18 protein-coding genes are annotated in these 23639 nt (G+C 68.0%); 11 read left to right on the forward strand and 7 right to left on the reverse strand.

Annotation, left to right across the window (positions count from 1 at the left end):
- The first annotated feature begins 10 nt into the window (after nucleotides 1-10).
- The gene (locus tag G5S38_RS00555; protein WP_165063236.1) at nucleotides 11-658 is read left to right on the forward strand and encodes an RNA methyltransferase; all 648 of its coding nucleotides are present in this window, start codon (nucleotides 11-13) and stop codon (nucleotides 656-658) included.
- A gap of 48 nt (nucleotides 659-706) precedes the next feature.
- Nucleotides 707-1123 (forward strand): DUF3151 domain-containing protein, encoded by a 417-nt coding sequence (locus G5S38_RS00560; protein ID WP_165063237.1) that lies wholly within the window; start codon nucleotides 707-709, stop codon nucleotides 1121-1123.
- A gap of 43 nt (nucleotides 1124-1166) precedes the next feature.
- On the opposite strand, the gene G5S38_RS00565 is transcribed toward G5S38_RS00560, so the two are convergent.
- Nucleotides 1167-1799 carry a TetR/AcrR family transcriptional regulator gene (locus G5S38_RS00565; protein ID WP_165063238.1) on the reverse strand — a complete coding sequence of 211 codons (633 nt, stop codon included), beginning with the start codon at nucleotides 1797-1799 and terminating at the stop codon, nucleotides 1167-1169.
- Nucleotides 1800-1995: 196 nt separating this feature from the next.
- Here G5S38_RS00565 and G5S38_RS00570 point away from each other — a divergent pair, with 196 nt between their 5' ends.
- The 7 genes from G5S38_RS00570 (at nucleotide 1996) to G5S38_RS00600 (ending at nucleotide 12108) form a co-directional block, all read left to right on the forward strand.
- A complete protein-coding gene (locus tag G5S38_RS00570) occupies nucleotides 1996-3282 on the forward strand; it encodes an adenylosuccinate synthase (RefSeq protein WP_165063239.1) in 1287 nt (428 codons plus the stop codon).
- A 401-nt stretch (nucleotides 3283-3683) separates the two neighbouring features.
- Nucleotides 3684-8276, forward strand: a complete 4593-nt coding sequence (locus G5S38_RS00575; RefSeq protein WP_165063240.1) for an ExeM/NucH family extracellular endonuclease — start codon at nucleotides 3684-3686, stop codon at nucleotides 8274-8276.
- 155 nt (nucleotides 8277-8431) lie between these two features.
- Nucleotides 8432-9118 (forward strand): GNAT family N-acetyltransferase, encoded by a 687-nt coding sequence (locus tag G5S38_RS00580; protein ID WP_165063241.1) that lies wholly within the window; start codon nucleotides 8432-8434, stop codon nucleotides 9116-9118.
- 32 nt (nucleotides 9119-9150) lie between these two features.
- The gene (locus G5S38_RS00585; RefSeq protein WP_165063242.1) at nucleotides 9151-9567 is read left to right on the forward strand and encodes an organic hydroperoxide resistance protein; all 417 of its coding nucleotides are present in this window, start codon (nucleotides 9151-9153) and stop codon (nucleotides 9565-9567) included.
- Between the two features lie 98 nt (nucleotides 9568-9665).
- The gene (locus tag G5S38_RS00590; RefSeq protein WP_165063243.1) at nucleotides 9666-10022 is read left to right on the forward strand and encodes a chorismate mutase; all 357 of its coding nucleotides are present in this window, start codon (nucleotides 9666-9668) and stop codon (nucleotides 10020-10022) included.
- 86 nt (nucleotides 10023-10108) lie between these two features.
- Nucleotides 10109-10612 (forward strand): Fur family transcriptional regulator, encoded by a 504-nt coding sequence (locus tag G5S38_RS00595; RefSeq protein WP_165063244.1) that lies wholly within the window; start codon nucleotides 10109-10111, stop codon nucleotides 10610-10612.
- Nucleotides 10609-12108, forward strand: a complete 1500-nt coding sequence (locus G5S38_RS00600; RefSeq protein WP_165063245.1) for a catalase — start codon at nucleotides 10609-10611, stop codon at nucleotides 12106-12108. The genes G5S38_RS00595 and G5S38_RS00600 overlap by 4 nt, the downstream gene beginning before the upstream one ends.
- 94 nt (nucleotides 12109-12202) lie before the next feature.
- Here G5S38_RS00600 and purL read toward each other — a convergent pair whose 3' ends face one another.
- The 4 genes from purL to nadE all read right to left on the reverse strand — a co-directional run bounded on the left by purL (nucleotide 12203) and on the right by nadE (nucleotide 17415).
- Entirely contained in the window at nucleotides 12203-14530 is a 2328-nt protein-coding gene (gene purL, locus G5S38_RS00605; RefSeq protein ID WP_165063502.1) for a phosphoribosylformylglycinamidine synthase subunit PurL, read from the reverse strand.
- 134 nt (nucleotides 14531-14664) lie between these two features.
- Entirely contained in the window at nucleotides 14665-16032 is a 1368-nt protein-coding gene (locus tag G5S38_RS00610; protein ID WP_165063246.1) for a DUF2254 domain-containing protein, read from the reverse strand.
- Nucleotides 16033-16114: 82 nt separating this feature from the next.
- On the reverse strand, nucleotides 16115-16603 hold the full coding sequence (locus G5S38_RS00615; RefSeq protein ID WP_235928824.1) for a DUF3817 domain-containing protein: 489 nt from the start codon (nucleotides 16601-16603) through the stop codon (nucleotides 16115-16117).
- Entirely contained in the window at nucleotides 16570-17415 is an 846-nt protein-coding gene (gene nadE, locus G5S38_RS00620; protein WP_165063247.1) for an ammonia-dependent NAD(+) synthetase, read from the reverse strand. Before nadE ends, G5S38_RS00615 begins: the two co-directional genes overlap by 34 nt.
- Before the next feature lie 86 nt (nucleotides 17416-17501).
- Here nadE and G5S38_RS00625 point away from each other — a divergent pair, with 86 nt between their 5' ends.
- Nucleotides 17502-18410: an SDR family NAD(P)-dependent oxidoreductase gene (locus G5S38_RS00625; RefSeq protein WP_165063248.1), complete on the forward strand. Its 909-nt coding sequence runs from the start codon at nucleotides 17502-17504 to the stop codon at nucleotides 18408-18410.
- Nucleotides 18411-18422: 12 nt separating this feature from the next.
- Here the strand turns inward: G5S38_RS00625 and G5S38_RS00630 are convergent, their stop codons facing one another.
- Nucleotides 18423-19889 (reverse strand): SulP family inorganic anion transporter, encoded by a 1467-nt coding sequence (locus tag G5S38_RS00630; protein ID WP_165063249.1) that lies wholly within the window; start codon nucleotides 19887-19889, stop codon nucleotides 18423-18425.
- 222 nt (nucleotides 19890-20111) lie between these two features.
- Here G5S38_RS00630 and G5S38_RS00635 point away from each other — a divergent pair, with 222 nt between their 5' ends.
- The gene (locus G5S38_RS00635) at nucleotides 20112-21788 is read left to right on the forward strand and encodes a ribonuclease J (RefSeq protein ID WP_165063250.1); all 1677 of its coding nucleotides are present in this window, start codon (nucleotides 20112-20114) and stop codon (nucleotides 21786-21788) included.
- 64 nt (nucleotides 21789-21852) lie between these two features.
- Here G5S38_RS00635 and G5S38_RS00640 read toward each other — a convergent pair whose 3' ends face one another.
- Nucleotides 21853-23571 carry a BCCT family transporter gene (locus G5S38_RS00640; RefSeq protein WP_165063251.1) on the reverse strand — a complete coding sequence of 573 codons (1719 nt, stop codon included), beginning with the start codon at nucleotides 23569-23571 and terminating at the stop codon, nucleotides 21853-21855.
- Nucleotides 23572-23639: the final 68 nt, after the last annotated feature.

Genomic DNA, 23639 nt, shown 5'->3' on the forward strand with positions numbered 1-23639 from the left:
CCTTGCATCTGTGCCAGACGAGACCGCGACCAACCCGTCGGTCGAGCTGACCACGAACGGCGTCGGGCCGTGGGTGGGCGAGTTGCCGGACGATCCGCACTTCGACCCCGAGCTGCTCGCCCGCGGGGATTCGCGCAACGTGATCGACCGGTATCGCTACTGGCGCATGGACGCCATCGTCGCCGATCTCGACCAGCACCGGCATCCATTCCACGTCGCCATCGAGAACTGGCAGCACGACATGAACATCGGGTCGATCGTGCGCAGCGCCAACGCGTTCGCCGCCGACACCGTGCACATCATCGGCCGCCGCCGCTGGAACAAGCGCGGCGCAATGGTCACAGACCGCTACCAGCACGTGCTGCACCACGACACCGTCGAGTCATTCGCGGCATGGGCGATGGATGCCGCGCTGCCCGTCATCGCGATCGACAATGTTCCGGGCTCGGTCATCATCGAGACGTTCCCGTTTCCGCAGCGATGCGTGCTGCTCTTCGGCCAGGAGGGGCCGGGGCTGTCGGCGGAGGCGATCGCCGCGGCATCCGCCATCGTCGAGATCAGCCAGTTCGGATCGACCCGCAGCATCAACGCATCGGCAGCCGCGGCCGTCACGATGCATGCCTGGGTCACCCAGCACGTCGACTTCTCGCGACAGTGACGTGCAGCGCACCTGACCGCTGTCGGGCGACGGGCGTAGCGTTGGGGCATGACCAACAACCTCCTCGGGCCTGACCCGACACTGCTCGCGGCCGAACCCGACGTACTCGCCGACGTCGCCAACTCCGGGCTCGACGCCTCCGACGTCGTCATCGCCCACCCCTCGTCGCCCCTCGCCTGGGCACTGCTCTCGAACAACGCCTTCAACGCGGGAAAGACACTGGAGTCGTACGCGTTCGCCAGGGTCGGCTACCACCGCGGCCTGGATGCCCTGCGCAAGGCCGGTTGGAAGGGACACGGCCCCGTTCCGTGGTCGCACGCCCCGAACCGCGGGGTGCTGCGCGCGTTCTACGCGCTGCGTCGCGCGGCCGAGGCGATCGGCGAGACCAGCGAGGTCGAACGACTCGGGCAGCTGCTCGACGATTCGGACCCGACCGCGGCGCTGTCCATCGAAGAACACCACTGAGTCCTGCGCGCGCGACTAACGCGGCTGACGCGGCTGACGCGGCTCAGCGGGCCGCCGGGGCGAGTTCGGCGTGCACGCGGGGAACGTAGGCCGCGGCATCCACGTATGACAGCCCGGCGGTCGAGAGCGCCGCGATGATGACGAGGCGGTCGCCCTCCTCGGCGTCGAGGCCGGTGCGGGTCGCCTCGTCGAGCACGCTCAGCACCGCGCCCTCGATCAGCCGGGCGAGCGTCGCGGCTGACACGTCGGACCGCATCGTGCCGCCCTGGATTCCGTAGTGCGTGATGTGCTCGAGCAGGTCGCGCAGCGGGCGCAGGATCTCGTCGATGCGGGCCCGGTACGGCCCGCGCACGGCGAGCTGCGCGCGCGCCCGCACCTGGGACACCTGGCCCCACAGCGACGACGCGATGGTCGCGATGGCGAGCAGCGGATCGGAGTCGTCGACCGGCTGCAGGGTCGCCGTGACCCGGGAGGCACCGGCAGCGAGGGCCTCCTCGACGAGCTCGTCGCGGGAGGTGAAGTGCCCGTAGACGGCGCGGCGGGTGAGGCCTGCCTCGGCGGCGATGGCGTCGAGCGGGGCATCCGGGTCGACGGTCAGCACGCGCAGGGCGGCATCGAGCAGCAAGGCGCGATTCTCGCGGGCATCGCGGCGGGGGAGGCGCGGAGTCGAAGACATCCGAAAAGAATACGAACGTGCACAGGGTTGTGCAAGTTCAGTAAGGGAGAGACGTCGGGCCCGCCTACGCAGCACGCCCTCCGCCGTGCGCCCTCCACAGTGCGCCATACACAGTGCGGGCGCGGCCAACGCGGGCCGGGTGTCGCCGCCCGATAGAATTACGCGTACCCCTTTCGCAAACCGAAGGAGCGGCCCCGTGCCCGCAATCGTGATCATCGGCGCCCAGTGGGGCGACGAAGGCAAAGGCAAGGCCACCGACCTCCTCGGCAGCCGCATCGACTATGTCGTCAAGTTCAACGGCGGCAACAACGCCGGCCACACCGTGGTGATCGGCAACCAGAAGTACGCGCTGCACCTGCTGCCGTCCGGCATCCTCAGCGAGGGCGTCATCCCGGTGATCGCCAACGGTGTCGTGATCGACATCGAGGTGCTGTTCCACGAACTCGACGCTCTCATCGCGCGCGGCGTCGACGTCTCGCGGCTGAGGGTGAGCGCCAACGCGCACATCATCACGCACTACCACCGCACCCTCGACAAGGTGACCGAGCGCTTCCTCGGCAAGAAGCAGATCGGCACGACGGGTCGCGGTATCGGCCCCAGCTACGCCGACAAGATCAACCGCGTCGGCATCCGCATCCAGGATCTCTTCGACGAGAACATCCTGCGCCAGAAGGTCGAGGCGGCCCTCGACCAGAAGAACCACCTGCTGGTCAAGGTCTACAACCGGCGTGCGATCAGCGCCGACGAGATCATCGAGAACCTGCTGTCCTACACCGAGCGCCTGCGCCCGATGGTCACCGACACCGCGCTCGAACTGAACAGGGCCCTGGATGAGGGCAAGACCGTGCTCTTCGAGGGCGGCCAGGCCACCATGCTCGACGTCGACCACGGAACGTATCCCTTCGTGACGTCGAGCAACTCCACCGCGGGCGGCGCATCGACCGGATCGGGCATCGGCCCCGGGCGCATCGAACGCGTCATCGGCATCGTCAAGGCCTACACGACCCGTGTCGGTGCCGGACCGTTCCCGACCGAGCTGTTCGACGAGTCCGGCGAGTTCCTGCGCGCGCAGGGATTCGAGTTCGGCACCACCACAGGGCGCCCGCGCCGCTGCGGCTGGTACGACGCGCCGATCGCGCGCTACTCTGCACGCATCAACGGCGTGACCGACTACGTGATGACCAAGCTCGACGTTCTCACCGGTCTCGAGAAGATTCCGGTGTGCGTCGCATACGAGGTCGATGGGGTACGTGTCGACGAGGTTCCGGTGTCGCAGTCCGACTTCCACCACGCCGTGCCGATCTACGAAGAGTTCCCCGGCTGGTCTGAGGACATCACCGGCGTGCGCGAGTTCGGGGACCTTCCGGCCAACGCGCAGGCCTATGTCCTGGCCGTCGAGGCGATGAGTGGATGCCGCATCTCCGCGATCGGCGTCGGCCCCGGCCGCGACGCGATCATCGCGAGGCACGACCTGCTCGACTGATCGTCGCCGCGGTTCCGCTCTCGGGCGCTGCGATCCGGTACTGCGATTACCTCGCTGATCAGGCTTTCATCATTCAGGAGTCCTGGGCCGGTGTGACCAGTGGATGCTGCATCCACTCGTCATTCCGGCCCTTTTTCGGTCTCCGGACCCCTGAACTCCTGGATGATGCGACCCCCGCCGCGGGCGTTCCTGAATGATGAAAGCCAACCGGGCGGGGTGGCGGACGTCAGGGGTACATGTTTGTGTAGTCAAAGGGAGGTGGGGAAACCTCCCGTTAACGTCCCGGTTACTTTCTCCGCATTAGATCGGGGCACACCAACATCAAAGATCGGGGCACTTCCATGCTTGGTTCACCGAGGAATCGAACGAGGGCGGGCGTCGCGTGCGCCGTCGGATTGGCCATGGTGGCGTCACCGCTCGCCGTGGTCAGCGCCCAGGCAGCACCAGACGGGTCGTCAATCGTCATCAACGAGGCGTACCTGAACGGCGGCAGCACAGGGGCCAGCTATCTGAACAAGTTCGTCGAGCTGCACAACCCGACTGCGGCCGCCATCACCCTTGACGGGATGTCGCTGCAGTACCGCTCCGCGACCGGAGCGGGCGCTCCCAACGCAGTGCAGCCCCTGACGGGTTCCATTCCGGCGGGTGGCTACTACCTGATTCAGGGTGGCTCGAACGCTGCAAATGGCGAACCCCTGCCTGCAGCAAACGCCGTCATGTCGAACTCGTTCGCGGGCGGAACTGGCGGCACGCTCATCCTCGCGAGCCAAACCGAGCTGCTCCCCGCATTCGGCACGGGCTCAGTAGTCTCCGAGACTGACGCGATCGTCGATCTGCTGGGTTACGGAACGTCCACGACGTTCGAGACCGCCAAGACAACGGCTGCCTCCACAACTACGTCTCTCAACCGCGCCCCGGGTGTGGCTGGCGACACCGACAGCAACCTCGCCGACGTCACCACCGCGGCCCCGACCCCGACCAACGCCGCAGGCGAGACCGCCGCAGCACCGGTCGAGGAGGAGCCCCCGGTCGAGGAAGAACCAGAAGTACCCCCGACCCCGACCACCCCGATCGCCATCTCGGCGATCCAGGGCACCGGAGCCGCCAGCCCGCTGGTGGGCACCACGGTCACCACGACCGGTGTCGTGACCGCAGACCACTCGGTCGGCGGCTACAACGGCTACTACATCCAGACCGCCGGAACGGGCGGAACGTCGGCGCGCACTGCGTCCGACGGCATCTTCGTCTTCAACGGCACCTCGGGCACCGACTGGGCCATCGGCGACGTCGTCGAGGTCACCGGAGCGGTCAGCGAATACTTCGGCCTGACGCAGATCACCGCTGGCTCGTCGACGATCGTCTCGTCGAACGCCGCACTGCCGACCGCGACGCCGCTCGCCGACACCGTTCTCGGTGGCGCACGCGAGGCGTACGAGGGAATGCTCGTCACCCCGACCGGCTCCTTCCAGCTGTCGTCGACCCACGAGGTCTTCAACTACGGCACCCTGTGGCTCTCGCCAGGCACCACCCTGCCGGTCAAGAGCACCGAGGTCGTGCGCCCCGGCGCCGAGGCCGACGCGATCGCCCAGGCCAACATCGACGAGCGCCTGCTGCTCGACGACGGATACAGCATCCAGACCAGCAACGCGGCGCACCCCGGAACCCAGCCGTACCTCGAGGAGGAGACGGTCGTGCGCAACGGCGACGGCGTCGTCTTCCCGACCGAGGCATACGTGCTCGGCTACGGATTCGACTCCTGGCGCCTGCAGCCCACCGAGCCCATCTCGAGTGACACCGTCGGCGCCCCGCTGCCGACCTTCACCGCTGACAACCCGCGCGAGGAATCCGCGCCCGAGGTCGGTGGCGACATCCAGGTCGCGGCATTCAACGTGCTGAACTACTTCACGACCCTCACCTCCGAGAACCGCAACGCGCGAGGAGCGGCCACGGCCGAACTGTTCGCGGCGCAGAAGAGCAAGATCGTCGCGGCCATCACCGAACTGGATGCCGACGTCGTCGCGCTCCAGGAGATCGAGAACTCGGCCAAGCTCGGCAAGCCGGTCGACACCGCAACCGCCGACCTCGTCGACGGACTCAACGAGGCCGCGGGAAGCGAGGTGTGGGACTTCGTGCCGACGCCAGCCGCGCTCGCGAACACCGAGACCGACTTCATCACCAACGCGATCATCTACAAGACCGCGTCGGTCGAGACCGTCGGCGACAGCCAGACCGACATCGACGAGACGGTCTGGAACAACGCCCGCGAGCCCATCGCGCAGGTGTTCGACGCCGACGGCGAGCAGTTCACCGTCGTCGCGAACCACTTCAAGTCGAAGGGTTCGGGCGAGGGAGCGAACGCCGACCAGGGCGACGGGCAGGGCGCATCCAACGTCGACCGCATCGCCCAGGCGAACGCGCTGATCGACTTCACCGCCGAGCTCATCGAGACCACCGGTGAGTCGGAGGTGTTCCTGCTCGGAGACTTCAACTCCTACGCGCAGGAAGACCCGATCGCGGCCTTCGCCGCCGAGGACTACGTCGACCTGGTTCCCGAGTTCGATGCCGGGTACACCTACACCTTCGACGGTGAGCTCGGGTCGCTCGACCACGCCATTGCGACTCCGGATGCCGCATCCATCGTCACCGACATCGCGGTATGGAACATCAACTCGCCCGAGTGGAGCGACCGTCAGTACAACTTCGGCGCGTCAGACCCCGAGAGCGCATTCCGCTCGTCGGACCACGACCCGGTGATCTTCGGGCTCGACTTCGACGCGGCATCGCTCGTCGACCTCAACCTGCTGAACATCAACGACTTCCACGGACGCATCGACGCCAACACCGTCAAGTTCGCGGGCACAGTCGAGCAGCTGCGGGCCGAGGAGGGCGAGGGGAACACCCTGTTCCTCTCCGCCGGCGACAACATCGGCGCATCCCTCTTCGCTTCGGCGTCGCAAGACGACGTTCCGACCATCGACGTGCTCAACGCGCTCGAGCTCTCCAGCTCGGCCGTGGGAAACCACGAGTTCGACCAGGGCATCGATGACCTCACCGACCGCGTCGAACCCCTCGCGGACTGGAGCTACCTCGGAGCCAACGTCTACCTCGCCGACGGGGTCACCCCTGCGCTCGACGAGTACGACGTGTTCACGGTCGACGGAGTGCGCATCGCCGTGATCGGCGCCGTCACCGAGGAGACCCCGACCCTGGTCTCGCCCGGCGGTATCGAGGGACTGGTATTCGGCGACCCCGTCGACGCCATCAACCGAGTCGCCGAGCAGCTCGTCGACGACGACCTGGCCGACGTCATCGTGGCCGAGTACCACGAGGGCGCCGGAGCGGGAACGCCCGACGGAGCGACGATCGAAGAAGAGATCGCCGCAACCGACACCGCGTTCTCCGCGATCGTCACCGACACCTCCGCCGAGGTCGACGCGATCTTCACGGGGCACACCCACAAGCAGTACGCGTGGGATGCCCCGATCACCGGCCAGCCCGGAGAGACCCGTCCGATCCTGCAGACCGGCAGCTACGGCGAGTTCATCGGACAGATCGGGCTCCGCTACAACGAGGAGACCGACGAGGTCGAGTCATACACCGCACGCAACGTCGCCCGCAGCACCGCAGACGACGCGGCGCTGATCAGTGCGTACCCGCGGGTGGCCGAGGTCAACACCATCGTGACCGCGGCCCTCGCCGAGGCAGCGATCATCGGCAACCAGCCGATCGGAGAGGTGACCGCAGACATCACCCGGGCATACACGACGAATCCCGCCACGGGTGCCCTGGGCGAAGACCGCGGTGCGGAATCCACCCTCGGAAACCTCGTGGCCGACTCGCTGCTGGCGAGCCTCGGCGACGAGAGCCTGGGAGGCGCCGAGATCGGCGTCGCGAACCCCGGTGGTCTTCGCGACGACCTGGACTTCGCGGCATCGGGTGCTGAGGGCAACGGCGTCGTCACCTTCGCCGAGGCCAACGCGGTCCTGCCGTTCGTGAACAACCTGTACACGACGACCCTCACCGGGGAGCAGTTCACGACGGTGCTCGAGCAGCAGTGGCAGACGAACGCCGACGGCACCGTGCCGTCGCGTCCGTTCCTCAACCTGGGGCTCTCCGACAACGTGAGCTACACCTATGACGAGACTCGCGCCGCGGGTGACCGCATCACCAGCGTCACCGTCGACGGTGAGCCGATCGACCCGGAGCGCGACTACCGCATCGGATCGTTCAGCTTCCTCCTCGAGGGTGGCGACAACTTCCGGGAGTTCGCGAACGGCACCGACACCCGCGACTCCGGTCTCATCGACCGCGACGCGTGGATCGAGTACCTGAGCGAGAGCTCGCCGGTCAGCCCCGAGTTCGACCGTCGCGGCGTGAGCGTAACCGGCGTGCCGACCGAGGCCTTGGCCCCGGGCGCGCAGGAACTGCTGTCGCTCTCGAAGCTCGACCTCACCTCGCTCGGCAGCCCCGTCAACACCCAGGTGAGCGCTGCTTTCGAGGGAAGCGCCGCAGCACCGGTGCTCTCGCCGGTCACCGACGGGGCGTCCACGGTCGCCTTCACGGTGCCCGACGACGTGCCGGACGACGCCACGCTGGTCATCACGGCTCTCGAGTCGGGAACCACGGTTCGCGTCGCCATCCCGGTCGACTCCGACGTGACCGTGCCGGGGGAGACCCCGGGCGAGACCCCAGGGGAGACCCCGGGCAACGGCAATGGCAATGGCAATGGCAACGGGAACGGCAACGGCAATGGGAACGGCAACGGGGTCGGTAACGGCAACGGGAACGCCGGTGGGAACGGCAATGGTAACGGCAACGCCGGTGGTAGCGCCGGCGGCAACGGCAACGGCAACGGCAACGGCAACGGTAACGGCGGTGGCAACCTCGCCACCACCGGAACCGACGTCTCGCCCATCATCGCCATGGCTGCCCTGATGCTGCTCCTCGGTGCAGCGCTGGTCGGCACCCGTCGCCGCTTCGGCACGGATGCGTAACCACACGGAGGCGTAACCAGCAGCACCCGTCACCATCCAGCACCACGCACGCGGCGCCGTCGCTCCTCCGGGAGCGGCGGCGCTGCGGCGTTCCGGGGCGCGCGTTCGTGCATGGACCCACGACCAGGCGGCCCCGAGGTGGGAGAATCACTCCCGTGACTGCGACCAGGCCAGACCCCGCCGAGACCATGACGGGGCGGTTCATCCGGCTCGAGCCGCTCACCAGGGAGCGGCTCCCCGAGCTGTTCTCGGCCATCGGCCACCCGATCGTCTTCGCCGGCGGATACGGCGGCGGCCCGGCCGGCTACCGCGACACCGAGGCCGGCTTCATCGACTGGGCGGAGACCTACTACTCCTGGAACGCCGGCAACGTCTACGCCGTGATCGTGGTCGGTGGCCCACATGACGAACGCCTGGTGGGCACCACGACCCTCGGCGACTTCGAGCCGCAGTTCGAGGCGACCCACATCGGCTGGACCGCCTACGACCCGAGGGTGTGGGGAACGGCGGTCAACGCCGAGGCCAAGCGCCTGCTCCTCACCAGCGCCTTCGACCACGGCTTCGGCCGGGTCAAGATCCAGGCGGACGCGCTCAACGAGAGGTCGCGGGCGGCGATCCATCGCATCGGAGCGACCTTCGAGGGCGTGCTCCGTCGGGACCGTCCGCGCGCCGACGGCACCTGGCGCGACAGCGCGGTGTTCTCCGTCATCATCGACGACTGGCCGAAGGTGCGCGACATCCTCGACGGCCGCCTCGACCCGCACTCCGGCCGACCCGTGCTGTTCCGCTCCTGGCCGAACGAGGCGCCGACCGTACCACCTCTGCCGCGCGCCCAGCGGTGAACGCGTTCAGTCTACGGTGGTGAAGTGAAGGCATGGAAACTCTCTACACGGCCATCGCCCATGCATCCGGGGGTGGCCGCGACGGCCACGTCCGCTCCGAAGACGACTTTCTCGACTTCGACACCCGCCCTCCCAAGGAGATGGGTGGCTCCGGTGAGGGCACGAACCCCGAGCAGCTGTTCGCTGCCGGCTACTCCGCCTGCTTCCTCGGCGCCGTGCACGCGGTCGGCCGCGGCCTCAAGCTCGACACCACCGACTCGTCGGTCTCGGGCAGCGTCTCGATCGGCAAGGAGGGCGAGGGAATGAAGCTCGCCGTCGAGCTCGACGTGTACCTCCCCAACGTGCCGGCAGACCGCCGCCAGGAGCTGGCCGATGGCGCACACCAGATGTGCCCGTACTCCAACGCCACCCGCGGCAACATCGACGTCGACATCTCGCTCGTCGACTGACCGACAGCCCCGCAACACCACCCGTCACGACGGCGGCCGCTCCGGCGGCCGCCGTCTGTCGTTTCGGCCGCGCACCGACAGCCCCTAGGTTTAATGCCATGACTGAGAGCACCCCGGATGCGACGACCGCCGCCGATGCCCAGGCGGTGACCGAAGCCCTCGCCGGCCTCCGCCGCAGCATCGACAACATCGACGCGGCCCTCGTGCACATGCTCGCCGAGCGCTTCAAGTTCACGCAGGAGGTCGGTCGGCTCAAGGCGGCGCACGGCCTGCCCGCATCAGACCCCGTGCGCGAGTCCGTGCAGATCGCTCGCCTGCGCGGCCTTGCCGAGGAGTCGCGCCTCGATCCGGCCTTCGCCGAGAAGTTCCTCGGGTTCATCGTGGCGGAGGTCATCCACCATCACGAGCAGATCGCATCGACGGGCGTGCACGACACGATTCCCGGGGATCGCTGAGCCGCAGCATCCATGGTCCCCGGCGGGCCAAGCACCCCACCCAGTGTCTAGTTTTGAGTTATTCAAAACACCACTAGACTCGGTATATGACCCCGACCCGCAATGACGCACCCCCGGTCGACCCGTTGGCCACCAGTATCCGTGACGCCGGCCTCAAGGTCACGGCGCCCAGGGTCGCCGTGCTCACCGCCCTGGCCGACATGCCCCACGTCGATGCCGACACCGTTTTTCGGGCCGTGCGCGAAACCCTGCCCGGTACGTCCCTGCAGGCCGTCTACGGCGTGCTCGGCGCCCTGACGGGCGTCGGCCTGGTTCGACGCTTCGACCCCGCAGGCTCGCCCGCACTGTTCGAGCGCCGCGTCGGCGACAACCACCACCACCTGGTGTGCTCGCACTGCGGCACCATTCGCGACGTCGACTGCGTCATCGGGGCAGCGCCCTGCCTCACGCCCGTCGACACCGCCGGCTTTCGCATCCACACCGCCGAGGTCACCTTCTGGGGCCTCTGCGCGGAATGCGCCGCCGACCCCCGAAACTCATCCGACCCGATCGACAGCACCACGCACACCCACTCCGAGGAGACCCCATGACAGAACCCACCACGACCCAGACCGGCACCCCGGTCTCGAGCGACGCGCACTCGCTGACGAACGGCCCCGACGGCGTCACCGCGCTGCACGACCGCTACCTGGTCGAGAAGCTCGCCCAGTTCAACCGTGAGCGCATCCCGGAGCGCATCGTGCACGCCAAGGGCGGCGGCGCCTTCGGTACCTTCACCGTGACCGACGACGTCTCCCGCTTCACGAAGGCTGCCGTGTTCCAGCCCGGTGCCGTGACCGACACCCTGCAGCGCTTCTCCAGCGTCGCAGGCGAGCAGGGCAGCCCCGACACCTGGCGCGACGTGCGAGGCTTCTCGATGAAGTTCTACACGACCGAGGGCAACTACGACATCGTCGGCAACAACACCCCGGTGTTCTTCATCCGCGACGGCATGAAGTTTCCCGACTTCATCCACTCGCAGAAGCGCCTGCCGGGCTCCGGCCTGCGTGACGCCGACATGCAGTGGGACTTCTGGAGCCTCTCGCCCGAGTCCGCCCACCAGGTCACCTATCTCATGGGCGACCGCGGCCTGCCGCGTTCGTGGCGCGAGATGCCCGGCTACGGATCGCACACCTACCAGTGGATCAACGCCGAGGGCGAGCGCTTCTGGGTCAAGTACCACTTCACGTCGAACCAGGGCAACGTCGAGATGGAGGGCGCCGAGGCCGAGCTGATCGCCGGTGCCGATGCCGACTACTACCGCCGCGACCTCTACGAGGCCATCGAGGCGGGCAACTTTCCGTCGTGGGACCTCTACGTGCAGGTCATGCCATACGAAGAGGCCAAGACCTACCGGTTCAACCCGTTCGACCTCACCAAGGTGTGGCCGCACGCCGACTACCCGCGTATCAAGGTGGGAACCCACACCCTGAACCGCAACCCGGAGAACTTCTTCGCGCAGATCGAACAGGCGGCGTTCTCGCCGGCCAACACCGTTCCGGGCATCGACATCAGTCCCGACAAGATGCTCATGGCGCGCGTGTTCTCCTACCCGGACGCCCAGCGCTACCGCGTGGGGACCAACTACAACGAGCTGCCGGTCAATGCGCCGATTTCGAAGGTCTCGAGCTACACGCAGGACGGCCAGGGTCGCCACGGGTTCAGTGCACCGTCAGCCCCGGTCTATGCCCCGAACTCGTTCGGCGGACCGGTGGCGGATGCCGAGGCATCCGGAGCAGGAACCTGGGAGAGCGACGGCGAACTCGTGCGTGCCGCCGCCACGTTGCACGCGGAAGACGACGACTTCGGCCAGGCGGGAACCCTCTACCGCGAGGTCTATGACGCCGAGGCGAAGAAGCGATTCCTCCAGACCATCACCGGTGGCGTCGGCGGCGTGACCCGCGCCGACATCAGGGAGCGTGCCATCCAGTACTGGACCAACGTCGACGCCGAACTGGGCGCCGCGCTGCGGGCCAACCTCGAGTCGACCGGCGAGCAGGCCGGCACGACGGCGAACGAGGCCGCGGAGCCCGTCGGCGTCGTCTGAGGCGACCGCACGACCGCGTAACAACGAACGCGCTGCCGGATCCCCGAGGGGAACCGGCAGCGCGTTCGCCGTTCGTGCGGGGCCTGGCCCGGCGCTACTGCCCGACGACCGGGCCGAAGTGCTGCGGCAGGGTGGCGCGGTGCGTGCCGCGCAGTTCATCGAGCTGCACGGTGAAGTGGTCCTGCACCTCGAGTTCGCCCGAGTTGTCGGTCACGCCGATGCGCAGCACCGGATAGCCGCGCCCCGCGCACAGGCCGCGGAACTTGACGTCGTCCTCGCGCGGCACGGAAACGATGACCCTCCCGGTCGACTCGCTGAACAGCGCGGTGGTGGCGTCGACCCCGTCACGCTCCATGATCTCGGTGAGCCAGATGCGGGCGCCGACGCCGAAGCGCAGCACTGCCTCGGCCAGCGCCTGCGCGAGCCCGCCGTCGGCGAGGTCGTGCGCGCTCGCGACGAGCGACTCCGTGCCACCGGCGGCGATCAGTGCCGCCAGCGCGCGCTCCGCGTCAAGTTCGACCGCGGGCGGAAGACCGCCGAGGTGGTCGTGGATGACGCCGGCCCACGCCGAGCCGTCGAGCTCGAGCGCGGTGGTGCCCAGCAGGTAGATGTTGTCGCCCTCGTCCTGCCACCCGGACGGGATGCGGCGGGCCACGTCGTCGATGACGCCGAGCACGGCGACCACGGGCGTCGGGTGAATGGGAACGTCCCCGGTCTGGTTGTAGAAGCTCACGTTGCCGCCCGTGACGGGAATCTCGAGCTCGAGGCATCCATCGGCCAGTCCTTCGACGGCGCGGGAGAACTGCCACATCACCTCGGGGTTCTCCGGAGAGCCGAAGTTGAGGCAGTCGCTGACCGCGACCGGTGTCGCACCGGTGACGGCGACGTTGCGGAACGCCTCCGCGAGGGCCAGCCGCGCGCCCTGATACGGGTCGAGCTGGCAGTAGCGGCCATTGGCATCGGTCGCGACCGCGAAGCCGAGGCCCGACTCCTCATCGACGCGCACCATGCCGCCGTCGTCGGGGAACGACAGCGCGGTATTGCCCATCACGTAGCGGTCGTACTGGTTGGTGATCCAGTCCTTCGACGCGAGGTTCGGGCTACCCAGCAGGGCGAGGAACTGCCCGCGCAGGTCGCCGTCGCGGGGCAGGGTCGCCGCGGTGTCGGCGTTCAGCGCGTCGATCCAGGTCGGGTACGCGACCGGGCGGTCATAGACGGGGCCATTGACCGCGACGGTGCGCGGCTCGACATTGACGATCTCCTCGCCCTGCCAGTTGATGACCAGACGCCCGGTGTCGGTGACCTCACCGAGCACGCTGGTCTCGACATCCCACTTCTCGACGACCCTGAGAAAGCCGTCGAGCTTCTCGGGCGTCACGATCGCCATCATTCGCTCCTGGCTCTCCGACATGAGGATCTCCTCGGCGGTGAGGGTGGGGTCGCGCAGCAGAACCTTGTCGAGCTCGATGTACATGCCGCCGTCGCCGTTGCTGGCCAGCTCGCTCGTCGCGCACGAGATGCCGGCCGCGCCGAGGTCCTGGATGCCCTCGACGAGCTTCTCGCGGAACAGCTCGAGGCAGCACTCGATGAGCACCTTCTCGGCGAACGGGTCGCCGACCTGCACGGCGGGCCGCTTGGTGGGGCCGCCTGCCGAGAACGAGTCGGAGGCGAGGATGGATGCTCCGCCGATGCCATCGCCACCGGTGCGGGCCCCGAACAGCACGACCTTGTTGCCGACGCCGCGCGCGTTGGCGAGGTGCAGGTCTTCGTGGCGGAGCACCCCGACGGCCAGCGCGTTCACGAGCGGGTTGGCCTGGTAGACGGCGTCGAAGTAGGTCTCGCCGCCGATGTTCGGCAGCCCGAGGCAGTTGCCGTAGAACGAGATGCCCGAGACGACGCCGTGCACGACGCGCGCCGTGTCGTCGGAGTCGATCGCGCCGAAGCGCAGCGCGTCCATCACGGCGACCGGGCGGGCACCCATCGAGATGATGTCGCGCACGATGCCGCCGACGCCGGTCGCGGCGCCCTGGAACGGCTCGATGTATGACGGGTGGTTGTGCGACTCGATCTTGAACGTCACGGCCCAGCCCTCGCCGACGTCGACGACCCCGGCGTTCTCGCCCATGCCGACCATCAGGTTCTTGCGCATCGCCTCGGTGGTCTTGGTTCCGAACTGGCGCAGGTAGTTCTTGCTGCTCTTGTAGGAGCAGTGCTCGCTCCACATGACGGAGTACATGGCGAGCTCACCGCTGGTCGGGCGCCTGCCGAGGATCTCGCGAATGGAGGCGTACTCGTCGGCCTTGAGGCCCAGCGCGCCATACGGCTGCTCCCGGTCGGGCGTCGCGGCGGCGTTGGCCACGGAATCCGGGGCGGGCCGGGTGGGTGCGGTGGTGGTCGGCGCAGCGGGGGCAGACGGGAACAGGTCGGTCACGAGTGGTACTCCCAGGGAGGATTCGAGGATGCCGCGCAGTCGGATGCCAGCGCCCCGAGTCTACCGGCGGCCTGCGCCCCGCCCGGCGGCGGCGGGATTCGGATGGCCTCCCCGTGCGGTGCGCCTCAGCCGGCCGGCGAGATGGACGCGAGTACCTGCGCCGTCTCGTCCAGCAGCTCGTTGCGTGCTGCCGGGTCGGAGTCGTCCTGGCGGAGCTGTCGATCGAGGGCGGCCAGCTGGTACCGGAGCGCGTCCGTCACGGCGGGATCGTCGCAGGTGTAGGCGAGGTCGGAGATCACCTGCAGGAACCGTCGCACCAGCACCGCGTCGGTCGCACCATAGTGGCGGATCTGCGACAGCGCCAGGTGCACCGTCTCGCCCGGGAGCACCCGCCTGGTCACGACCCGCAGCGTTCCGTCGGAATCGGCCAGCGCGGCAGGCGTCGTCGGCATGGTCACGATCCTCGTCACGAGGGCCCCGAGGTGCCCGAGCGCGTTCACGGCCGTGATCGGGTCGTTGATTCCGGGAGACAGGGCGCGCACGCCGATGTCGACGATCTGCTGCACGCCGAAGTCGATGTCCTGCGCCGCGGTGCGTTCGTAGCCGATCTTGTGGGCAGTGCGCACCTCGTCGGCGATGGCGTCGTGATCGAGCGGGGTGCTGGAGTTGCCGGAGCGCCACCAGCGCGCCAACGGGGTGCCATCGACCACGTTGTCTCCTACCCGACGTACCTCTTCGATCACGAGGCCGCGTTCGCTGGCGACATCCAGCAGTCCCGTCCTGTCGAGGCTGGTGATGAACCCACTCGACGTCGCGAGGATGGATGTCGCGTTCTGCGGGGTGCTGAACCGATGCGGGTACGCCGGCAGGTCGGCGACGCTGCCCGCGATCAGGTCGATGGTCTCATCGGTTTCGCCGTGGATGTCCTTGACGATGGTCTCGAGTCGCAGCTGCGAGGCGAGGTGCGCGAGGAACACCACGAGCATGATGACGCTGAGGAGGGTCAGCACGAATGCCGCGGTGATCGCGATGCGGGGTACGAACTCGGGTACCTCGTCGGTGTCGTTGCGAACGGTGCGCAGCACGGTGAGCGAATAGGCGAAGGTGCCGAGGAACGCCGCGAGGGTGAGGTGCACCTGCCGGTCGCGGGCGAACAGTCGCAGCACGCGCGGGGAGGCCTGGCTGCTGGCGAGCTGCAGCGCGACCACGGTGAGCGAGAACGTGAGGGAGGTCGCGGTGATCAGCGACCCGGCGATCGACGACAGCACGGAGCGGGCGGTGTCGGCTCCACCGTTGAACACCGCGGACCCGACACCAGTGGGAAGGTCGGAATCCACCCGCAGGTCGAGCTGCGGGATGACGATCCCCACCGCGACCGCGACGACGATGGCCAGCACCGGGATAGGCCACAGGCGGGATTCCAGTGATTCCACGACGAGCGCGGTTCGGCCCTTCGCCCGGGAACGTCGACGTCGGTTCGGTGCTGAAGCCATGTCGCACATCGAACCACACGATCGAAGGTGCGGCGCGCAGGTGCTGGCGTGCGGTCGGGTCAGTCGCCGACGGGCGGTGGGGTCAGTCGCCGACGGGCGGCCCGGCGATGAGGAGCACGGTCACGATACCGACCAGCAGCACGACGAAGATGGTGACCAGCAGCGCCGGGTGGTTCACGAACCAGCGCAGCAGCCGGTTCAGCGGGCGGTGGTCGCGCGGATCGTCGGTGGCGACGCGCCGCCAGGTGCCCTCGAGCTGGCGGGTGCGCTCGAGGTGCCGGTCCATGGGGATCGTCGCGTACGGCACGACCGCGGTCACCAGCGACAGCACGATGGTCTTGAGCGACCAGTGCTGGTTGATGCCGACCAGCACCGCGCCCATGCAGAACGCCACGAACACGATGCCGTGCGCCGCGCCGCCGATGGAGACCCCGACGTCGGTGCTCTGCACCACGTACTTGAGGATCATGCCCACGATGAGCATGGTCCAGGTCACGGCCTCGGCGATCGCGAGGGTGCGGTAGAGCAGGCGCGGGCTCACGATGCGTCCGTCGCGGAACCCGCCGTCCACCAGGAGTCGGTCGGCGTCACCGGCGTGCGGCGCTTGTGCTCGGTCGCGAGATAGCGGTTCTCGATCGTCTCGGCGACGGAGGTCGCGACATCCATGCCCTCGAGAAAATCGTCGATGTCGTGGTAGCTGAGTCCGAGGTTGGCCTCGTCGGTCTGGCCGGGGTTCTCGTCGAGGAGGTCGGCGGTCGGGGCCTTGAGGTAGAGGCGCTCCGGGGCGTCGAGGTGCTTCAGCAGGGCGGCGCCCTGCCGCTTCGAGAGGCCGGAGAGCGGCAGGATGTCGGCACCGCCGTCGCCGTACTTGGTGAAGAACCCGGTGACGGCCTCCGCGGCGTGGTCGGTGCCCACCACGAGCAGCGAGCGCTGCCCGGCGATCGCGTACTGCGCGACCATGCGCGAGCGGGCCTTCGCGTTGCCCTTGGTGAAGTCGAGCATGCGGTCGCCGACGGCATCGGCGTATTCCGCGGCGAATCCGTCGACCGCGCGCTTGATGTCGAAGGTCACGGTGCGGTCGGCGCAGATGAACGACAGGGCGAGCCGGGCGTCGTCTTCGTCGGCCTGAACCGCGTATGGCAGGCGCACGGCGACGAACTCCGCCGTGATACCGCGTGCCGCGAGGCGTTCGACGGCGAGCTGGCACAGCCGCCCGGCGAGCGACGAATCCTGCCCGCCGCTGATGCCGAGCACGAACCCGCGCGCTCCGGTGTGCTCGAGGTAGCGGCAGAGGAACGCGACACGCTCCTCGATCTCGACCGCCGGGTCGATGGTGGCCTTCACGGCGAGGTCGGTGATGATCCTGGTCTGGAGTTCGCGCATGCTCCAACGCTAAGCGGCGGGGGAGCGCCCGATGATCACACGGGCCGTCCGGGCGGGCATTCGGATCGCATTGGTAGCCTCGGGCGATGACCTGGAGCCCGCGCCACCTGCCCGACCAGACCGACCGCCGATTCGTCATCACCGGGGGCAACGGCGGGCTCGGCTACTTCGCCGCGGAGCAGCTCGCCGGGGCGGGCTCGACCGTCGTGCTGGCCACCAGGAGCGCGGAGCGGGCGGATGCCGCGATCGCCTCGATCCGCGACCGGGTCGCCGGTGCCCGGCTCGAACGCCTGCAGCTCGACCTCTCCTCGCTCGAATCGGCCCGCGCCGCGGGTGACCGCATCGCCGCGTTCGACCACGTCGACGGCCTGGTGCTCAACGCGGGCATGACGTCGGGTTCGCGCGAGCGCGAGGTCACCGACGACGGCCACGAGCGCATCTTCGCCACGAACTACCTGGGGCACTTCGCGCTCGCCGCGCACGCCTGGCCGGCGCTCGAGCGCGCCGAGGGCAGCCGGGTGGTCGGTCTCGGCAGCATCTCGACCCTCTTGGTGACGCTCGACGCCGCCGACCTGCAGACCGCGCACCAGTACTCGTTCTTTCGGGCCTACGCGCTGTCGAAGCACGCCGTGCACGGGTTCGTCTTCGAGCTCGACCGGCGGCTGCGGGCATCCACTTCGACCGTCGGCTCGCTGCTCGCGCACCCCGGGTTCGCGATCGACAGCCTCAGCGAACCCCGCCCCGGCATCGTGCACGGCATCGCCGCCGGACGGGCGATGGCGTTCGGCGCCCAGGGCAAGAACCGTGGTGCCGCACCGATCGTGCGCGCGCTGGTCGACCCGGCCGCGCGCAGCGGGGAGTTCTACGGACCGCAGTTCGGCGTGAAGGGCCCGCCCGTGCTCACCCGTCCGGTTCCGTCGAGCTCGTCTCCTGCGTTCGGACGTGAGCTGTGGCGGCTGTCGGAGGAGTGGACGGGCGAGGCGTTCCGTCCGTAGCCCGGGCTCTCCCTAGTGCCCGGCGCCCAGGTTGCCCGCCAGGCGGTCGTGAATGGCTGCACTCGCCGAGTTCATGCCGATGATGGTCGCGCTCTTGCCGTGCCTCGCATACTTGGTGGTGATGGCGTCGAGGGTGGCGACGGATGACGCGTCCCACACGTGCGACGCCGACATGTCGATGACGACGTGGGCTGGATCGTCGGCGTAGTCGAATTGCGTGGTGAGGTCGTTGCTCGACGCGAAGAACAGCTCGCCGGTCACCGTGTAGTGGGCGGTGTCGACGCCCTCGGGGCTGGTGTCGACGACGCGCTCGACCGTGGCGAAGTGGGCGACCCGGCGGGCGAACGCGATCATCGCCACGACGACGCCGAGGATCACCCCGATTGCGAGGTTGTGGGTGATGACGACGGCGGCGACCGTTGCGAGCATCACGGTGGTCTCGCTTTTCGGCATGCGCTTCAGTGTCGACAGGCGCACGCTGTGCCAGTCGAAAGTACCGACGGAGACCATCACCATGACGGCCACGAGGGCGGCCATCGGAATGATGGCGACGATGTCGCCGAGAACCACGATGAGGATGATGAGGAAGACGCCGGCCATGAAGGTCGAGATGCGGGTGCGCGCACCCGACGCCTTGACGTTGATCATGGTCTGCCCGATCATCGCGCAGCCTCCCATGCCGCCGAAGAAGCCGGAGAGCATGTTGGACACGCCCTGTGCCCAGCTCTCGCGGGTCTTCTGCGATCGCGTGTCGGTGATGTCGTCGACCAGCTTGGCGGTCATCAGCGACTCGAGCAGCCCGACCAGCGCCATCGCCAGGGCGTAGGGCGCGATGATCGTGAACGTCTCGACCGTCAGGGGCACGTCGGGAAAGAACAGCGACGGCAGGCCGTCGGGCAGTTCGCCCTGGTCGCCGACCGTTGGAACGGCGATCGCCCACACGATGGTCGCGGTGGTGATCACGACGATGGCGACGAGGGGAGCGGGAACGACCCGGGTGATGCGGGGGAGCAGCACCAGGATGGCGATACCCAGCGCTACCAGCGGATAGACCAGCCACGGCACGTCGACGAGGTATTCGAGCTGGGCGATGAAGATCAGGATCGCGAGGGAATTGACGAATCCGACCATGACGCTGCGCGGGATGAACCGCATGAGCTTGGCGACCCCCGTCACGGCCAGGAGCACCTGGAAGATGCCGCCGAGGATGACAGTGGCGATGAGGTAGTCGACCCCGTAGTCGCGGGCGACGGGAGCGATGACGAGGGCGATGGCCCCGGTGGCCGCCGTGATCATCGCGGGTCGGCCGCCGAGGATCGCGATGGAGATGGCCATGACGAACGACGAGAACAGCCCGAGTCGCGGGTCGACGCCCGCGAGGATCGAGAACGAGATCGCCTCGGGAATCAGCGCGAGCGCGACGACGAGGCCGGCGAGTACCTCGCGGGTAAGGATGCGGGGGTTTCGCAGCGCAGACATGACGCTGTGTGGCTCGCGGGCGCCGCGAGGCGTGGCGGCAGGAGGACGTTCGGTGATGGGCACTGGAAAACACTACGCTGACGCCCCCGCGGCACCCATAACCACCCCTGAATCCGCCTCGCACCTCGAGGGTGGAGAATAGGGGGTGCCAGGACAGCACAAAGGCGTGTCCGGCCCACAGACGCATTCCTGCAGCACCCACCACATCTCGAAAGAAGCCCTATGACAATGCACCCGCTCGACCTCTCGAAACCGCCCCGCCTCGCCGACGGTGGCCTGCGCGTCACCGCCCTCGGTGGGCTCGGCGAGATCGGCCGCAACATGACCGTGTTCGAACACCACGGCAAGTTGCTCATCGTCGACTGCGGCGTGCTCTTTCCCGAGGAGACGCAGCCCGGGATCGACGTCATCCTGCCGGACTTCTCGTCGATCAGGAACCGCCTCGACGACATCGAGGCGATCGTGCTCACGCACGGCCACGAAGACCACATCGGCGGCGTGCCCTACCTGCTCAAGGAGCGCGAGGACATTCCCGTGATCGGGTCGGAGCTCACCCTGGCGTTCCTTGGTGCCAAGCTCCAGGAGCACAAGCTCAAGCCGCCCTTCATCACCGTGAAGGAAGGCGAGACCCGCAAGGCCGGTCCGTTCGACCTCGAGTTCGTCGCGGTGAACCACTCCATCCCCGACGGCCTCGCCATCGCGATCCGCACCGATGCCGGCATGGTGCTGCACACCGGTGACTTCAAGATGGACCAGTTTCCCCTCGACAAGCGCATCACCGACCTCGGCGCATTCGCCCGGCTCGCCGAGGAGGGTGTCGACCTGTTCCTCGTCGACTCCACCAACGCCGAGGTGCCAGGGTTCACCATGTCGGAGGAGGGCATCCGCCCCGCCGTCGACGAGGTGTTCCGCACCGCGCCGCGCCGCATCGTCGTGTCGAGCTTCGCGAGCCACGTGCACCGCATCCAGCAGGTGCTCGACGCCGCGGTACGACACAACCGCAAGGTCGCGTTCGTCGGCCGCTCCATGGTGCGCAACATGGGTATCGCCGGCGACCTGGGCTACCTCAACGTGCCCAAGGGCCTCGTCGTCGATATGAAGGAACTCGAGCGGATGCCGGCCAACAAGGTCGTGCTCATCTGCACCGGGTCGCAGGGCGAGCCGATGGCGGCGCTGTCGCGCATGGCCAGCCGTGAGCACATCATCAAGATCGGCGAGGGCGACACCGTGCTGCTCGCCAGCTCGCTGATTCCCGGCAACGAGAACGCGATCTACCGCGTGATCAACGGCCTCACCCGCTGGGGCGCCAATGTCGTGCACAAGGGCAACGCGAAGGTGCACGTGTCGGGGCACGCCAGCGCCGGCGAGCTCGTCTACTGCTACAACATCGTCAAGCCGACGAACGTGATGCCGGTGCACGGCGAATGGCGTCACCTGGTGGCGAACGCGGAGCTCGCGATTCGCACCGGAGTGCCCGAGAACCGCACCCTCATCGCCGAGAACGGCGTCACCATCGACCTCGTCGACGGCGTCGCATCCATCACCGGGCGCATCAAGGTCGACTACATCTTCGTCGACGGTGCCCACGTCGGCGGTGCGAGCGAGGAAGCACTCAACGACCGCAAGATCCTGGCCGAAGAGGGCGCCATCACGGTGCTCGGCATCTTCGACCAGAAGACCGGCAAGCTCGTGGAGCCCGTCGAGTTCCTTGCGCGCGGATTCGTGCACGACGACAACTGGATTCGCGAGGCCACCCGTGCCATCGACGACGCCATGAAGTCGCAGCGCGTGCGCAACGGCGAGGAGCTCGAGCAGCTGTTCACCAAGACGCTCGGCCGCTGGCTGCAGCGCAAGCACCGCCGCGCTCCCGTGATCACCTCGATCGTGGTCGACGCGTAGGCGCACCAGCGACAACGACGAAGGGCCCGGCAACCAGATGGTTGCCGGGCCCTTCTCGTTGTCGCTAGGCCTTGCTGTCGGGGCCTGCACCGCGACGGTCGCGCACCCGCTGCGACCAGCGGCGCAGCGGGTGGTCGGGCTCGCGGTCGACGGGTGCTTCGACCTCGAGGCCGTAGTACTCGCCGATGTCACCGACGAACGCGGCCTGCTTGGCGCGATCGTAGGCGCGCAGCTCGCGGCGGAACGCCGTGACGGTCGCGACGCACATCAGGATCATCACGATGCTGAACGGCAGGGCCGACAGGATCGCCGCGGTCTGCAGTGCGCTGAGGCCGCCCGCGATGAGCAACGCGATGGCGAGGACGGCGGTGGCCACGGCGAAGAAGATGCGCACGGGATTGCGCGGCTCCAGGGACCCGCCAGTGGCGATCATCGACATCACGAGCGAACCGGAGTCCGACGACGTGACGAAGAAGATGGCGATGAGGATGATGGCGCCGATGGTGAGGATCAACCCGCCCGGCATGTCCTGCAGGAGCGAGAACAATGCGGTGTTGCTGTCGACGGTTCCGTCGTCGGCCACGATTCCGCCGCCTTCGTACAGCTCGCGGTACAGGGCGCTGCCGCCGAGCACGGCGAACCACAGGAACGTGATGAGGGTGGGAACGAGCAGCACGCCGGCGACGAACTCACGCACGGTGCGACCCTTCGAGACGCGGGCGATGAACACGCCGACGAACGGGGCCCACGACATCCACCATCCCCAGTAGAACGTGGTCCAGCCGGACTGCCACACTTCGCCGTCCGTGCCCGCGTAGGCGCTGACGGTGAAGGACAGCCCGAGGAAGTTCTGCAGGTAGTTGCCGATGGACTGCACGAACTCACGCAGCAGGAACTGCGTGGGGCCGGCGAACAGCAGGAACACCAGAAGAGCGCCGGCGAGGATGAGGTTGGCGGTCGACAGCCACTTCATTCCCTTGCCGAGGCCGGAGATGAGCGACCCGATCGTGATGGTGGTGATCACGACGATGACGGCAATTTGCACGAACAGCGACGATTCGACGATGCCCGCGGCGTCGAGTCCCGCAGAGATCTGCAGAACCCCGAGCCCGAGCGACGTAGCGACGCCGAATACCGTGCCGACGAGGGCGACCACGTCGATGGTGTTGCCCCATCCGCCGCGCACGCGCTTGCCGAGCAGGGGTTCGAGTGCCCATCGGATCGATACCGGCCGCCCCCGGCGGTGGATGGCATAGGCGAGGGCGAGGCCGACGACCACGTAGATGGCCCAGGCGTGCAGGCCCCAGTGCAGGTAGGTCTGGCTCATCGCACTCTGCGCAAGCTCAGCCGGCGTGCCGGTGACGCCGGGGCGGGGGTTGGCGAAGTGGGTGAGCGGTTCGGCGACGCCGAAGAAGACCAGTCCGATGCCCATACCCGCCGCGAAGAGCAGCGAGATCCAGGCGAGCAGCGAGAACTCGGGCTTGTCGTCGTCATTGCCGAGCTTGATGTCGCCGAAGCGGCTCACGCCCATCCAGATCGCGAAGACCACGAACATGGCCGCGAGGAGCACGTAATACCAGCTGAACGCGTTGACGACGGTGGTCTGAAGGCTGGCGAATACCGAGGTTGCGAGCTCGGGGGCGATGAGCGCGAATGCGGTGATGCCGAGGATGATCATGGCCGACGGCCAGAACACCCACTTCGCGATACGCGGGGTCGCCGCGGGTGGCGCTTGTGGCGCGGGGGGATCGACGGTCGTCGGGTTGACAGCCTGATCGGTCATTGGCGCCTCATTTCTCTGTGAATTTGCTATGCAAGTTGGCTATCAAGGGTAGCGGAGATGAGTGCCCC

Origin of the sequence: Marisediminicola senii, assembly GCF_011057645.1 — a bacterium.
Lineage (GTDB): Bacteria > Actinomycetota > Actinomycetes > Actinomycetales > Microbacteriaceae > Marisediminicola > Marisediminicola senii.

Coding starts and splice junctions, on each gene's coding strand:
- G5S38_RS00560 (WP_165063237.1), top strand. CDS start 707: ATGACCAACAACCTCCTCGGGCCTGACCCGACACTGCTCGCGGCCGAA.
- G5S38_RS00565 (WP_165063238.1), bottom strand. CDS start 1,799: ATGTCTTCGACTCCGCGCCTCCCCCGCCGCGATGCCCGCGAGAATCGC.
- G5S38_RS00575 (WP_165063240.1), top strand. CDS start 3,684: ATGGTGGCGTCACCGCTCGCCGTGGTCAGCGCCCAGGCAGCACCAGAC.
- G5S38_RS00585 (WP_165063242.1), top strand. CDS start 9,151: ATGGAAACTCTCTACACGGCCATCGCCCATGCATCCGGGGGTGGCCGC.
- G5S38_RS00590 (WP_165063243.1), top strand. CDS start 9,666: ATGACTGAGAGCACCCCGGATGCGACGACCGCCGCCGATGCCCAGGCG.
- G5S38_RS00595 (WP_165063244.1), top strand. CDS start 10,109: ATGACCCCGACCCGCAATGACGCACCCCCGGTCGACCCGTTGGCCACC.
- G5S38_RS00600 (WP_165063245.1), top strand. CDS start 10,609: ATGACAGAACCCACCACGACCCAGACCGGCACCCCGGTCTCGAGCGAC.
- G5S38_RS00610 (WP_165063246.1), bottom strand. CDS start 16,032: ATGGCTTCAGCACCGAACCGACGTCGACGTTCCCGGGCGAAGGGCCGA.
- nadE (WP_165063247.1), bottom strand. CDS start 17,415: ATGCGCGAACTCCAGACCAGGATCATCACCGACCTCGCCGTGAAGGCC.
- G5S38_RS00625 (WP_165063248.1), top strand. CDS start 17,502: ATGACCTGGAGCCCGCGCCACCTGCCCGACCAGACCGACCGCCGATTC.
- G5S38_RS00630 (WP_165063249.1), bottom strand. CDS start 19,889: ATGTCTGCGCTGCGAAACCCCCGCATCCTTACCCGCGAGGTACTCGCC.
- G5S38_RS00635 (WP_165063250.1), top strand. CDS start 20,112: ATGACAATGCACCCGCTCGACCTCTCGAAACCGCCCCGCCTCGCCGAC.
- G5S38_RS00640 (WP_165063251.1), bottom strand. CDS start 23,571: ATGACCGATCAGGCTGTCAACCCGACGACCGTCGATCCCCCCGCGCCA.